Origin of the sequence: Neolewinella persica DSM 23188, assembly GCF_000373105.1 — a bacterium.
Lineage (GTDB): Bacteria > Bacteroidota > Bacteroidia > Chitinophagales > Saprospiraceae > Neolewinella > Neolewinella persica.
In genome coordinates this window covers 1-12,993 of sequence record NZ_KB890460.1, presented here as the reverse complement: position 1 = coordinate 12,993, position 12,993 = coordinate 1, and the positions used below count along the sequence as shown (strand labels likewise).

Below are 12,993 nucleotides of genomic sequence, written 5' to 3'. Positions count from 1 at the left end.
TGTTGTCTTAAAATATTAGGCGGTAGCTTCGCTCCCGCTTTAGGTTGCACGTTGCAGCAGTCGCTTACGCTCTTGTTGCAGAGCGCCTGCGGCGCGTTGCAGCTACGGTCTCGCTTCGCTCGTGACACAAGGCGATTTTTCAAAGAAAATCTGAAGAAAGTTGTCTGAATTGCCTGCGGCAATTTTCTTACCTGAAACCTGAAACCTGAAACCTGAAACCTGAAACCTGAAACCTGAAACCTGAAACCTGAAACCTGAAACCTGAAACCTGAAACCTGAAACCTGAAACCTGAAACCTGAAACCTGCCCATGAACCGCGACATTCTCCGCCTGGCCATCCCCAATATTTTGAGTAACATCTCGGTGCCGCTGCTGTCGAGTTTCGATACCGGCCTGATGGGTAGTCTTGGTGGCCGTTACATTGCCGCGGTAGGTCTGGGGGCCATGGCGCTGAACTTTGTGTACTGGAACTTTGGCTTTTTACGGATGAGCACTACCGGGATTACCGCCCAGGCTTACGGTAAACAGGACGAGGAGGCCCAGATGCTCAGCCTGGTCCGGGCAGGAGGCCTGGCACTGTTGTTGGCGGGGTGCCTTTTGGCATTACAGTATCCTTTTGCAGAGTTGATTCATTGGTTGCTAAACCTGCGGGCGGACCAGGTGGAGTTGGTGGACGATTATTTCTACCTCCGCATCCTGGCAGCGCCGGCGGCGCTGCTACAAATGGTGCTCTTCGGCTGGTTCTTCGGTCGGCAGAACGCTACCTTCCCGCTGGTGCTGACCCTGATCGTCAATGTGGCGAACATGGTGTTAAGCTTTTATCTGGTCCGTACGCTGGGATGGGGTATTAAAGGTGTGGCCCTGGGGACGGTGGCGGCGCAGTATCTGGGCCTGGTCATTGGCTTGGGGTTGCTGTGGTACGAATGCCGGCGACACGCATTGCCCCTCAAAATCGTTCTTTTGCACCTGCGTCCGCGCCTGGAAAAAAGGGGGAAAGAAGTAGAGAAGAAAGGAGAACGGAAAGCAGTAGGAAAAGAGGGAGGAACGGCCCTGAAAGAATTCCTGACGATTAACCGCGATATTTTTATCCGAACGCTTTGCCTTACCCTCAGCTTTGCCTTCTTTTATAATCGGGCCAACGCGCTGGATGTAGGTACCGCCGTAGTGGCTGCCAACGTCATTCTACTGCAACTGGTGAACTGGTTGAGCTACGGCGTCGACGGCTTCGCCTTCGCTGCCGAAAGCCTGGTCGGTCGCTACCACGGCGCCGGGCAGCCGGAGAAATTGCGGCGCTTGCTGAAGCTGCTATTTGCCTGGGGGATGGGGCTGGCCGTGATCTACGCACTCGTTTACGCCCTTGGAAACACCCACCTGCTGGCCCTGTTTGCGCCCGAAGATGCGGCCCCGGAGACACTGGCCGAAGCCCTCAGGTACTTGCCGATCGTAGTGGCATTCTGCATCCTGGCAACGCCCTGTTATTTACTCGATGGCATTTACGTCGGCCTCACGGCCGCCCACGCCATGCGGCAAACAATGCTGCTGGCCTTTGCTGGTTACCTGCTGTCCTACTATCTGCTGGGCCGGCATTACGCCAACTGGGGACTTTGGGGTAGCCTGCTGTTCTTCATGGTGCTGCGGGCCGTGATGCAGGGGTGGTGGTTGTGGAAGGGGAGGGTTGGCAGTATTCAGGATTCAGGGAGCAGTAATTAGTACGCAGGTCTCAGGATTCAGTTTTTAGTAACCTGACCCCTGATGACTGAACCCTGGTCCCTGACTACTGAACGCTGAAACCTGAATACTGAAAACTACCTTTACCCCCATGTCACTGAGCCTAGCAGACTTCTTCATCGTCGCCAGTATTTTCCAGGGCCTGGTCATTGGCCTGATGATCTTGTTCAAGTCCTCATACCAAAGTAAGGCCAATAATTACCTGGGGGTAAGTATTCTGCTGTTGAGTTTTGTCTGTTTCCTGGGATGGCAGGACTTCGGCTTTTTCTGGCTGGACTACCTATGGTGGCACTTATGGGAATTCCTGGTGCCAGTCCCTTTGTTCTATTATGTTTTGCACGTACTGGAGCACAAATACCTGCGCGCAAAATGGCTGCCCTGGTTATATGCTCCGTTTGTGGTTAGTGTATTGCTGGGCATTTTCTTCGACCTGAGTTTCACCTTCAAGGTCTTTGAACTACCAATTGCGAAGGAAGGACCGGAATACCTTTTATACAACAAACTGGAAGACTCCCTCTCCTTCTGGTTCAACGTTTTTTTGGTGGGGTGGGCACTGCTGCTGGCCAGAGAGAGCAAGGGGCTGTCTAAAGGTAAAAGGAACTGGCTGATCCGTTTCACGGCTGCGATGCTGGCGGTGCTTGCCGTCTGGTACCTGGCGGTATTTGTCGGAGAGAGTTATGATACCGACCGGCCGGAGATTGCCATCTGGATCGCCCTCTCTGCCTTTTTCTGGTGGATCTATTACACGGGCGTATACCAGTTGCGGATTCTGGACGATCAGGCGGAGATTCAGGAAATCCTCAAGGGGCGTAAGCCATTGTCGGAACAAGCCGACGCGAAAGAGCAAGCAGAAGTTGGTTATCCCCGGGAACTTGCCAGAATGATGCGGGAGGAAGAGGTGTATCGTAATCCGGATCTCGGTCGAAACCTGATCGCCACGCGCCTCGGAATTAGCGAAGGGTACCTCTCGCAAATCATCAACGGGAAGGTCGGCGAGAGTTTTGCCGACTATGTAAACGGTTTCCGAATTGATGCCGCCCGGGAGATGCTCACCGACCCAACTTTCGATCCTTATTCTTTAGAAGCCATTGGGCTGGAGGCAGGCTTCAGGTCCCGCAGTGTTTTTTACAGCACCTTCAAAAAAGCAACGGGCCAGACACCGGGAGACTACCGAAAAGCCGGTAAAACGTCCTGATTTCTTAGCTTTTAAGGATTCCGTACAAGCGAACGCATCAATTTCTTGTGGTAGCGTAAAGCGGAGCCGATGTTTGTCCACATCAGTTCAATGTTTTAATTCTTCTCAATGAAACGCTGTTTGTTTTCCGCTGCATTACTTCTGTTTTTTGGTGCTCTTGGTGCACAATCGTTCCCTGTTGAGCCGGTTTATCGCCACCAGCTTACCCTGACAATTGGCGCACACCACGGCTACGTAAGGGATCAAAATTTTTCTCCACTTAATTACCGGGCTGACGGGCTTCGCTTTGGTCTTGGTTATGGCCGGACGACCAAATCCGGGCACTTAATGAGTGCCGAACTGGGGCTGGGTTTAACCAAATTAAGATCTAGTGCCTCTAAGTACCATACGACCGATCGATACTTGATTGACCTGTCGTTTGGCTACTTGCGAAATATGGGCCCAGCGGAGGGGAGCCGCCAGGTTCGTCTGGGCGGAAAGTACCGCAGCTATGTCGATGTCAGCATCTTCGAAGGTGCGGAAGCAATTTCGTTTTTTGCCCTTCATGGTTTTGAACTGGCGGGAGATGCTGCCTGGCGAACGGGAGGCCGGCACCGGTTGAAACTTGCCGGTTCTTTACCCGTCTTCGGATTGCTGGTCAGACCACCTTATACGGGATGGGACAAGTTCATCAGCGATAACGATACCGCTCTGCTCCGAATCCTGACCCGTGGAAAATGGACCTCCCTCAATGACTTTACTGGTCTCCGCGCTTCTTTTGGGTGGGAATACCGCTTCAATGACCGCTGGACAATGGAAGCAGGCTACGGCCTGAGTTACTACAGCACGCAACGTCTTGATCCTGTCCGCATTTTTAATAACCAGTTTACCCTGACCGCTACCCGTAAGTACTAATAGCAGCCGCCCAAGGCTTTTGGATTACGTCGGATAATCCTGCGTTCGCACAGCGAACGCGGCCACCAAACCTCGCACTGGTAAGGGCGGGGCTTGTCCCCGCCCGACCAGTACAAATTCTGAAACGGATACTTGATTTCTTGGCAGTATTGACTTGCCCCCACTCAAACAGCACAAACGCCAGCTAACATCCCGATCAATCATCTTTCCACAAAAACCAACAATGAAAAAATTACTATTTCCCATCCTCCTTCTCGCTACTCTGTTCACCAGCTGCCAGAAAATCATCCTGGGTGAAGACGAGGTAAATACGCCGAAAAACAATTTTGACATCTTCTGGGAAGACTTCGACCGCCACTATGGCCTTTTTACCGTTCGGGGGTGGGACTGGGACAGCATACGCATGGAATACGAAGGGCAGGTTACGCCCGAAACGACCGATGAAGAGCTGTTCACAATCTTTAGTGAAATGATCGACTACCTTGACGACCGGCATACTTTTGTCTACTGGCCAGGTAGAAAGTTTTTTGCATCAGGCGACGCCGGCCGGGATCAGGTGCGGGAAGAGTTGAGCCTTGATCTGATTGTCCGTAATTACGTTGACGTACGGGATTCTTCGTCGGTGGAGGAGTACCTCTACGGAGATTTTAGGGGGCGGGATATCGGCTATTTTCATTTGTCCGGAATTGATTTGGAGGATACGGGGTTGACGGATCAGATTTTACGGGACATCGGTCACCATCAGGCGATCATAATTGATCTCCGAAACAATACCGGCGGAGCAGATCAAATTGGGGTGGAAATTGCCGGACGCTTTATCCAGGAAGAAAAATTGCTCTATACCGTGCAGGAACGAAATGGGCCGAAGCATGATGATTTTGCTGAAAAGAAAGAGTATTTTAGTCGGAGAATCGGGACGGAAAATTTTAATAAGCCCGTGGTTGTCCTGACTGATCAGGTAACCATCAGCGCCGGAGAGGTGATGTTGCTTTACCTTAAATCAATCGCCACGGTAACGCAGATCGGTGACGTTACTTCGGGCGATTTCTCCGATACAGGCATGCGTCGCTTCCTGCCTAATGGCATGCAGTACCGCTATTCAATCATGAAGTTCCTGTTGCCCGATGGAACCAGCCTGGATGGGGTAGGGCACGTTCCCGATATCTATGCCCGGAATACTGTTGAAGACATCGCCGCCGGAAACGACGTGGTACTGGAACGGGCGTTTACCTTCTTGTTGGAAGAATATGGAATTCGGTAGGATCATGATAATCAGGCGGGGCCGCAGGTGCAAGGAAAGGTTTTGGGAACTCTAGGACTCAGCATTCAGTATTTAGTTTTCAGAGCTCAGAATTTAGTGTTCAGTAATAAGGATGTCGTAAAGTCTGAGTACGTAAGCCCTGCCTCCCCCTCTGAATTCTGATTCCTGAGTGCTGATCCCTAAAACCTGATTCCTGATCTCTGAAAACTGAACCCTGAAAACTACCTTTGCTCTATGACCGACTACCTGAAATTAGCCGCCGAAGTAGGCGAGATCACCCGCCTGGCCGGTGCCGCCATCATGGAGGTTTACGCCACTGAAGACTTTGGCGTCGAGCATAAAGCCGACGACAGCCCCCTTACCCGGGCCGATAAAGCCGCCAACGATGTTATCGTGGCCGGCTTAGAAGCGCTGGATTTTCAAGCCCCCATCATTTCTGAGGAAGGGAAAGAGATGACCTACGCTACCCGGTCGCAGTTTACCCGCTTCTGGCTGGTTGATCCGCTTGACGGAACAAAAGAGTTCATCAAACGCAACGGTGACTTTACCGTCAACATCGCCCTGGTGGAAAGTGGGAAGCCAATCCTTGGTGCGGTTTACGTGCCCGTAACCAACGAGCTTTTCTACTCTGCTCCTGGCCTGGGGGCCTGGGAAGTGAAGGAAGCCGGCGGTAAGCCCAGCCGCATCTTCGCTGCCGCATTTACCCTGCAGGACGTTAACCTCCGAATTGTCGCGAGCCGCAGCCACCTTAACCAGGAGACCCAAAATTTTATAGACAAATTCGATCGTCCGGAACTGGTACAACGCGGCAGCTCGCTGAAAATCATGGAACTGGCCAAAGGCACCGCCCACGTCTATCCCCGACTGGCGCCTACCATGGAGTGGGACACCGGCGCTGCCCACGCCATCCTACTTGAGGCTGGCGGTAAGCTGGTCGATGACGGTACCGGAAAGGAACTGCGCTACAATAAAGAATCCCTGCTGAATCCCCACTTCATCGCCTATGGCAACGTAAGGGAAGAGTTGTTGGCTTGCTAGGTCGCCATGTCACTACGCTCCGGTTGCAGTTGTTTCAGAGGTCGCTTACGCTCCCGCTGCAAGAATTACAGGGGTGCTACGCTCCTGGTGAAGGGGTGTTCTTCCAAACTTCTTTAATTAGTGTTGGTAAACGGCCAGAATAGTAAGCACGGTTTCGGCCTGACGGATTTGAATGGGAGTACAATAGGCTATTCTCAAAAATGATACCGATCTTTGTAACCCCTGCAACCCCTGCAACCCCTGCAACCCCTGCAACGGAGCGAAGCGACTCTGCAACGGGAGCGAAGCGACCTCTGCAACATGCAACAACTCTCCATCATCTACACCACCTTCAACGAGCTCGACATCATCGAACGCTCCCTGGAAAGTGTGGCCGGCTGGTCGGATGATCTGGTGGTAGTGGACAGTTTTAGCACAGATGGCACCGCTGAATTATTGGAGTCCCGGCAAGACGTTATCCTCCGGCAACGGAAATACGTCGGCCCTTCTGATCAGAAAAACTGGGCCATCGAGCACGCTAAACACGAATGGATCCTCCTGCTTGACGCCGATGAACTGGTGACGCCAGAGCTACGGAAGGAAATCGATGCTTTGCTGGCGTTGGAGACTATCCCCCAGGATGCCTATTGGATCGGCCGGGATAACCACTTTATGGGCAAGCGAATGTACCATACAGGTCTGGCCGGAGACAAAGTGATCCGCTTCTTTCATCGGGACCGTTGCCGGTACAACACCAAGCAGGTGCACGAGGAGATTGAGACAGAGAATATCAGCGTTGGGTGGCTGAAGGGAAGGATGAACCATTACACTTTCAAAGACCTGGATCACTTCCTTGACAAAACCCGCCGCTACGCCAAATGGTCAGCGCAGGATTATGGTCCCAAAACACCCCGGGTAGGGCTTTATCACCTATTCGTTAAGCCCCTTTACCGCTTCTTTAAGCACTTCGTTATACAGGGCGGTTTCCGGGATGGAAAGGAAGGCCTGATCATGAGTGCGGTATTGGCATGGGGGGTGTTTTTGCGGTATGGCTATATGCTGGCGGGGAGGCTGACAGCGAAAGAATGAGCCTGCCGTAAACGTCACCGGGGGCAACCCCTCAGACAGACGGTCCCATTTTCGTTCCTCGGATATTCGTGAAAAAAATCCGTCGGAGGGGTGGTTTGGCCGTCCGACAAATTATTTTGGGCTGGCGATGCCGGACAAAAGTTTGTTTGACGGCTATTGCTAAAATAAGAAGACCTGCCCTTCGTCATTGTAACCTAACTACACAATGCCCATCTTTGCGCAAATTCAACCTCCCCAGTTTTGTCACATCCTCAGATAACCATCATCGGCGCCGGCGCAGCCGGACTAGTTGCCGCCATTGAATTAGAACGGGCGGGCTACCGCCCGCTGCTGCTCGAAGCCGCCGACCGCATCGGCGGGCGACTTAAGACCGATCAGGTAGAGGACTTTCTGCTCGACCGGGGTTTCCAGGTCCTGCTGACGGAGTACCCCGAAGTGAAGCGCTATCTTGATTTGAAAGCGTTGAATATAAATACCTTTCGCCCCGGTGGCCGCGTCCATACCCGCCAGCTGAATTTTCGGTTTGCCGATCCGCTGCGGGAGCCTGCTCAGATCATCCGCTCTACGCTCTCGCCAATCGGTACGCTGTCAGACAAGATCAAGCTCGCCCGCTTGGGCCTGAAACTACGGGCTTATTCCGCTGAAGATTGTTTCAGTAAGTCGTATAAAGAACAGCCCACGATCGACTATCTCTGGGCACTGGGATTCAGCGAGCAGATCGTAGAGCGATTCTTCCGTCCATTTTTTGGCGGGATTTTCCTGGAACAGGAATTGCGGACCCCGGCAGCACTCTTTCGGTTCATCTTTAAGATGTTCGGCCACGGCGGAGCAGCTCTACCTGCAGAGGGTATTGAAGCGATCGCAAAACAGCTCGCTGGGCAGTTGAAACAAACGGAAATCCGCTGTAGTACCCCCGTTGCCAGCGTAGCCGGTAGTGTAGTGACGTTGGCCGATGGTACGGAGGTCGCCTCCCCTGGCGGTATCATCATCGCCTGCCCTCCGGAAAAGCTATTGCCTCAAATAAAGGGAACGCCCGTCACCTGGAAATCAACAACTAACCTTTATTTCTACAGTAGCCGACGGTTAAAGGAAAATCGCCTGATCAACCTGGTCTCCGATCCCACCAGCCTGATCAATACTTACGCGGTACTTGACGAAGTGTCACCTTCCTATAAGTTGAAAGGGCAGGGCGGATCGTTGATTTCCGTTACCCTGCGTGAAGCGATTACCCGCGATATCCAAATAGGGCAGGCCGAACAGGATTTGCTGCGGCACAGTGGCCTGGGTAATGACAGTCTTCGTTTTTTGCATCGTTACGACGTGAAACAGGCCCTGCCCGATCACCAACACGTTAGTTATGCCTACGATCCGTCTCACTCCCGATTGGCAGATCGGATCTTTCTGGCGGGAGACCACCAGCTCAACGGATCTTTGGATGCCGCAATGAGAAGTGGAAGGCTGGCGGCGCTGGGCCTTCTTAATTATTGATTTCTGACGGTGAATCATTAAAAAGCAATGCTTAACTTAGCGTTTACGTATTCAACAACGGAGTATCAACCATCAAGAATTAGTGACCACCTGGCTGCATACCGATTTCGGCACCTTCCAGCTTTCCGCCACGGAGGAAGGACTAACGGAGGCCCGGATCACGGAAATTGACGTCCCGGCCTCGGTTCCACCGCCAACCAACCGGCACCTATTGGCTGCGGTCAGCCAGTTGACGGCGTACTTTGCCGGAGAATTGCAGGACTTTGACCTGGCACTGGATTGGGGCGAGGCCACGCCGTTTCATCAGGCGGTTTGGACCGAATTATGCAGCATCGAATACGGCCGAACCTGCAGCTACCAGTACATTGCGGATCGGGTAGGGGACCCCAAGGCGAGCCAGGCCGTTGGGCAGGCCAATCGCCGAAACCCCATCGCTATTATCGTGCCTTGCCATCGGGTGATTGCGAAATCGGGTGACCTGCAGGGCTATTTTTATGGCCTTGATTTTAAGCGGCGCTTACTGGCGCTGGAGAATCCTAAGAGTTTTGCGGAGCAGGGGAGCCTTTTTTAAGGCAAAGTTTTTTTGGCGGGGCCGCTGGTGCAAAAAATGGTATAAGGAGCAAAGGGCTGAATCCGGACCTGATGATCTAACGGGACGTTTTAACGGCCGGCAACTAAGCTACTCCACTCTGCTCCCTGGTCTGTACGCTTGCACCTGCGTTCGCGCCTGAAAAATGTCCGTCTTTTCCCCTTAAATCTTTACTTTTTTCGCTAACAGACGAACTTTCATAAAGCGAAAGTCAAAAACCAGCACTAAATGTTCGTTATTTGCCCGGCAAGACGTAATGCTCGAACCCAACGGTCTTCCTGGCGTTACCTCCTTGATTGCGGTCCAACCAAGACGCCCGCTGAATAACCAAACTAACCAAACCAACGCCCTCCTACAACATGGAATCCCTTAAACAGAAATTTGCTGAAAAAGCACTTGCCCTTTACACCGAACTTCGTGCGATCAACAAAGAGCATGGCAACCAAAAAGTAGATGAGGTAACATTGAGCCAGGTAACGGGTGGTGCCCGGGGCATCAAAATGATGATGTGGGAAACCAGCCAGCTTGACGCGATCAAAGGGATTCGCTTTCGGGGCTATTCTATTCCGGAAGTAAAGGAGTTACTACCCAGCGGCCCGCAGGGAGAACCAAAGCCGGAAGGTCTTTTCTGGTTAATGCTTACGGGTGAAATTCCCACCGAAGCGGAAGTGGAGGCACTAACTAAAGACTGGCAAAGCCGCTCGGAAGTTTCTGACCAGGTCTTCAAGACCCTGGAAAGCATGCCTGCTGATACTCACCCGATGACTCAGTTCACCATCGCCATTATGGCGATGCAGCCAGACAGTATTTTTGACCGCCGCTACGCGGAGGGAATGTCGAAAACCGAACATTGGGATGCGGTATATGAAGATAGTATGAACCTGATTGCCCGCCTGCCGCGGGTTGCTGCGTACATCTACCGCCGTTCGTTTAAAGATGGTGACCATATTGCCCCCGACAACAGCCTGGACTGGAGCGCTAACTTTGCCCATATGCTAGGTAGCGACGATAAGGACTTCCGCAGCTTAATGCGCTTGTACCTGACAATCCACGCCGACCATGAAGGCGGAAATGCTTCAGCGCATACCGTTAATCTGGTCTCTTCCACCCTCAGTGATCCGTACCGTTCCTTCGCTGCTGGCATGAACGCCCTCGCCGGCCCACTGCACGGACTGGCTAACCAGGAGGTAATCAAGTGGATCTTCGAAATGATCGAAAACCTGGGAACCAAAACGCCGACGAAAGAGCAAATTCAGCAGTACGTTCAAGAAACACTGGACGCCCGTAAGGTAATACCCGGCTACGGACACGCGGTACTCCGCGAACCGGATCCACGATTTACCGCGCAGCGCCGCTTTGCCGAAGAGTACATCAAAGACAGCGAATTGATCGAGACGGTCTGGAAGATATTTGATGTGGTTCCTCCAATGCTCGAGGCCCTCGGCAAAGTCAAAAACCCATGGCCGAACGTAGATGCGCACTCAGGCGCCCTGCTGGTCCATTACGGATTCAGTGAGTACAGCTTCTACACGGTGCTCTTTGGCGTTAGCCGCGCACTTGGTGTACTTGCCGCCGGAATCTGGAGTCGTGCCCTGGGTATGCCGCTGGAGCGCCCCAAGTCCGTTACAAGCGATTGGATTAAAAGCCAGATCCAGAAGTAATTGTTAATTGGTGATGCCGGATGGTTAACTAGTAATACTATTTGTCAATCCAGCATCACCAATTCACAATCATCAATCCAGAATCACCAATTAAGCATCAAGTATGAAAGTCCCCGCTAATCTCTTTTACACCGAAGAACACGAATGGGTTCTTATTGAAGGAAACATCGCCACCGTAGGCATCACGGATTATGCCCAGGAAGCCCTGGATGAATTGGTTTACGTAGAAGTGGAAACCGTAGGCGAAACATTGGAGCGTAACGAGATTTTCGGCACGGTAGAGGCTGTGAAGACTACGAGCGATCTTTTTCTACCCCTTTCTGGAAAGATCATTGAATTCAACAGTGAACTCGATGAAAACGAAGGAGACAACCCTACTATGGTAAATCAGGACCCTTACGGTAAGGGCTGGATCATCAAAATTGAACTCTCCGATCCGGAAGATCGCGAAGGGTTGCTGTCGGCAGAGGAGTACAAGGAAGCAATTGCATAATTTTTTTCTTTGCCTCCACCAAAACAGAATTCCTCTGCATCTTCTCCCCGTAATCGTCGCTTACAATGGTTAGTGACAGGCACCTACGCGCTTCTCTTGTTACTGGGAAGTGTGCTGCCGGGAAGCAAATTGCCGTCAATTCCTGACTGGACTACGCTATTTTCTCCCGACAAAGTAGCTCACTTTGGTGCGTATGGTCTTTTTGCCTTATTATTGTCGGTCTTCTTTTCGGAACGCCGAACAAGATGGGCAATACTTCTGGCCGTTTTTGTTGCCGCACTTTTCGGTGCAGCAATGGAAATACTCCAGGGAATCAGTGGAACAGGCCGCAGCTTTGACCCCGTAGACATGGTCGCTAATTTACTTGGTGCTATCGTCGGGGGGCTGACCTTTTTACTGTATCAACTACTCAAAACAAGGTTGTCCACAACGGTGGAACCGAATGAATAATTTTTTAAACTCAATAGTCATGGATATCTCACTTTCCGGAGGTGCCCTGGCAGGAACTTTGGCCGTATTAATGCTCCTCTTTATTGGACTCATTCTCTTCATGAGAAATGTGTACAAGAAGCGGACAGAGAAGGCGCTCCAAGGTGAATACCAGGCGGCCGACGAAGCGAATACCTCTTACCTGGCCAATCGCGCCAAGTACGAGCGACTCGACGTCTTCGGCCTCAGCTCCACTTTCTTCAACTTCGGCCTCGCGCTGGCAGTAGGGCTTTCCCTTCTTGCCTTCGGTTGGACGCAGTACTCTAAGGAAATCTACATCCCCGACGGTGCCCTAACACTCGATGAAGAGATCGAAATGGAGCCGCCGCGGACAGCAGAACCGCCACCGCCCCCACCCCCACCGCCCCCACCCGTTATCGAGGAAGTGCCGGAAGAGGAGCTGATTGAAGAAGATCCGCCGGAATTCGAGGATACTTCCATTGACGAAGAAACCGTCATGGAAGCTCCGCCGGAGATTAAGGAAGAGGCTGCACCGCCTCCCCCCCCACCGCCACCACCACCACCACCGCCCCCCGCAGTGGACGAAATCTTCAAGGTGGTAGAGCAAATGCCGCTTTTCCCCGGTTGTGAAGACCTGGGCAGCTACGCTGAGAAAAAGCAGTGTGCTGACAAAAAGATGCTCGAATTCATCTACGGTAACATCAAATACCCTGCCATCGCTCGTGAGAATGGTGTAGAAGGTATGGCCGTTGTCTCTTTCGTAGTAGAGAAAGATGGTACGGTAACTGATGCCAAGGTTGTGCGTAACCCTGGTGCCAAAACCGGAGAAGAAGCACTCCGTGTAGTTGAACTCATGAACTCCAAGGGCCTCAAATGGAGCCCCGGAAAGCAGGGCGGACGGAACGTACGCGTTCAGTTCAACCTTCCGGTGAAGTTCAAGCTCGAGTAGAAACTTCACACCACAAATAAAAAGCCGATGTTGTTCCTGATGGAACTTCATCGGTTTTTTGTTTTGGATTAGTCGCTACCTTAACTCACTTCGTTCGTTGTTGCAGAGGTCGCTTCGCTCCCGTTGCAGAGCGCCTTCGGCGCGTTGCAGGTTGCAGCTCCCGCATCAGGCTGCTCACT

12 protein-coding genes are annotated in these 12,993 nt (G+C 52.2%); all 12 read left to right on the top strand.

Going from position 1 to position 12,993, the window contains the following annotated elements; all coding sequences use genetic code 11:
- The first annotated feature begins 309 nt into the window (after positions 1-309).
- The 12 genes from B036_RS0123070 (at position 310) to B036_RS0123015 (ending at position 12,814) form a co-directional block, all read left to right on the top strand.
- Positions 310-1,710 carry an MATE family efflux transporter gene (locus B036_RS0123070; protein WP_020571117.1) on the top strand — a complete coding sequence of 467 codons (1,401 nt, stop codon included), beginning with the start codon at positions 310-312 and terminating at the stop codon, positions 1,708-1,710.
- A 109-nt stretch (positions 1,711-1,819) separates the two neighbouring features.
- On the top strand, positions 1,820-2,923 hold the full coding sequence (locus B036_RS0123065) for an AraC family transcriptional regulator (protein WP_020571116.1): 1,104 nt from the start codon (positions 1,820-1,822) through the stop codon (positions 2,921-2,923).
- A gap of 108 nt (positions 2,924-3,031) precedes the next feature.
- On the top strand, positions 3,032-3,817 hold the full coding sequence (locus B036_RS0123060; RefSeq protein WP_020571115.1) for a porin family protein: 786 nt from the start codon (positions 3,032-3,034) through the stop codon (positions 3,815-3,817).
- A 223-nt stretch (positions 3,818-4,040) separates the two neighbouring features.
- Positions 4,041-5,078, top strand: coding sequence for a S41 family peptidase (locus B036_RS0123055; RefSeq protein WP_020571114.1), 1,038 nt, complete (start codon positions 4,041-4,043; stop codon positions 5,076-5,078).
- 234 nt (positions 5,079-5,312) lie between these two features.
- Entirely contained in the window at positions 5,313-6,116 is an 804-nt protein-coding gene (gene cysQ / locus B036_RS0123050; RefSeq protein ID WP_020571113.1) for a 3'(2'),5'-bisphosphate nucleotidase CysQ, read from the top strand.
- A gap of 300 nt (positions 6,117-6,416) precedes the next feature.
- On the top strand, positions 6,417-7,184 hold the full coding sequence (locus B036_RS0123045) for a glycosyltransferase family 2 protein (protein WP_020571112.1): 768 nt from the start codon (positions 6,417-6,419) through the stop codon (positions 7,182-7,184).
- Positions 7,185-7,424: 240 nt separating this feature from the next.
- Positions 7,425-8,672, top strand: coding sequence for an NAD(P)/FAD-dependent oxidoreductase (locus B036_RS0123040; protein ID WP_020571111.1), 1,248 nt, complete (start codon positions 7,425-7,427; stop codon positions 8,670-8,672).
- A gap of 82 nt (positions 8,673-8,754) precedes the next feature.
- Positions 8,755-9,243, top strand: a complete 489-nt coding sequence (locus B036_RS0123035) for a methylated-DNA--[protein]-cysteine S-methyltransferase (protein ID WP_020571110.1) — start codon at positions 8,755-8,757, stop codon at positions 9,241-9,243.
- Between the two features lie 377 nt (positions 9,244-9,620).
- Positions 9,621-10,922, top strand: a complete 1,302-nt coding sequence (locus B036_RS0123030; RefSeq protein ID WP_020571109.1) for a citrate (Si)-synthase — start codon at positions 9,621-9,623, stop codon at positions 10,920-10,922.
- A gap of 103 nt (positions 10,923-11,025) precedes the next feature.
- Positions 11,026-11,415, top strand: coding sequence for a glycine cleavage system protein GcvH (gene gcvH, locus B036_RS0123025; protein WP_020571108.1), 390 nt, complete (start codon positions 11,026-11,028; stop codon positions 11,413-11,415).
- Between the two features lie 9 nt (positions 11,416-11,424).
- The gene (locus B036_RS32555; RefSeq protein WP_083926298.1) at positions 11,425-11,865 is read left to right on the top strand and encodes a VanZ family protein; all 441 of its coding nucleotides are present in this window, start codon (positions 11,425-11,427) and stop codon (positions 11,863-11,865) included.
- 19 nt (positions 11,866-11,884) lie between these two features.
- Complete coding sequence (locus tag B036_RS0123015) at positions 11,885-12,814, top strand: energy transducer TonB (protein WP_020571106.1); 930 nt, start codon at positions 11,885-11,887, stop codon at positions 12,812-12,814.
- Positions 12,815-12,993 lie beyond the last annotated feature (179 nt).